Annotated in this window: 2 pseudogenes (1 of these 2 only partly in view); both read right to left on the bottom strand. The window is 68.7% G+C overall.

Annotation, left to right across the window (positions count from 1 at the left end):
• Positions 1 to 1,208, bottom strand: a pseudogene (gene recN / locus K728_RS19520) (DNA repair protein RecN) (it extends 530 nt beyond the left edge of the window).
• Positions 1,205 to 1,367, bottom strand: a pseudogene (locus tag K728_RS23305) (NAD kinase); the annotation flags it as partial. The pseudogenes recN and K728_RS23305, both read right to left, overlap by 4 nt.

Raw genomic sequence — 1,367 nt, 5'->3', positions numbered from 1 at the left:
CTGGCCGCCGCCATGGCGAGTGCCGACAGTTCGTCGGTGACCCGCTCTGCGAGCGTGGCGGCGGCGACGGTGCGCAGGGCGGTGAGTTCCTCGGCCTGCGCACCCACCGTCTGCTCAAGGGCGGCAATCTCCTTCCCCAGCGCCTCGATCCGGGTGGAGTCGTCGCCTAGCTCACCGAGCCGGAGCTGCCCGGCCGCAGCCCAGTCAAGCACCTCGTCGATGCTGGGCGCGTACTTGCGGATGAGGACGGCCAGTTCGGCCCGTCGCGATTCGACTTCGGCCAGCCGGCCGGGTCCGTCGCTGTCGAGGGAGGCGCTATAGCCCGACAGTTCGGTTGAAATATCGGTGAGGATGTAGCCCACTTCGGCGAGTCGCCCAGCCAGCGCGGCCAGGGCTGGGTCATGGTCCCCCGCCGATTCCAGTTGGCGTTTGGCGGCATCCACGAGCACTGTGGCGTCCTGGTCGTCGGCGAATTCACCCGAGACGAGCGCCTGGTGGGCTTTGAACGCCGCGGTCCGAAGCTCCTCGACGTGGCCCAGACGGATGGACTCCGCCTTCAGGTTGTCATCCTCACCCGGCTGCGGTGCGACGGCGTCAATTTCCTCGAGCGCGGCCTGCAGTGATTCGGCCTCCCTGACCCGCTCCCGCGAGTCGGTCAGGAGTTGCTCCAGCTCGGCGGCCGCCTCCTGCAGGCGACGGTAACTCACCTGATAGCGTCCCAGCACCTCAGCCAGTGGGGCCCCCGCGAATTTGTCCAGCGCTTCCCGCTGGGCCGCAGTGGTTTTCAGGCGTAGCTGATCGGACTGGCCGTGGACTACCACCAGCGCCGATCCCAGCTCAGCGAGCACCCCCGCCGGGGCTGACCTGCCGCCGACGTACGCGCGACTCCGTCCATCACCATTGACAGTGCGTGCGACGATCAGCTCAGCCGAGCCCTCCGACTCGTCCAATTCCCCGCCCGCTTCCGCGGCACGCAGTGCGGCGGTGCTGTGCGGGGCGATCCGGAGGACCGCCTCGGCCGAAGCGGCTTTCGCTCCGAGACGTACGGCACCGGCGTCGGCCCGCGCGCCGAGCAGCAGCCCCAGAGCGGTGATCACCATCGTCTTGCCGGCACCGGTTTCACCGGTCACTACGGTGAAACCGCCGCCCAGGTGCAGTGTGGCATCGGTGATGACGCCAAGGTCGCGGATGCGGATTTCTTCGATCACTGGCCGGTACCTCCTGCATGACTGGTCGGGCCACGCCAGCCCTGGGTGGGGAGCGAGAACTTCTTCACGAGTCGCTCGGAGAAGGGGGTGAGTTGGGTGCGAGCCAACCGGACCGGGGTAGCTGCACGGCGGACTTCCACCCGGGCGCCGGGCGGCAGG

It is taken from the genome of Arthrobacter sp. CAL618, from assembly GCF_000468215.1.
GTDB lineage: Bacteria > Actinomycetota > Actinomycetes > Actinomycetales > Micrococcaceae > Arthrobacter_D.
The sequence above is the reverse complement of the archived record's forward strand: the minus strand, read 5'-3'. Positions and strand labels throughout refer to the sequence as shown.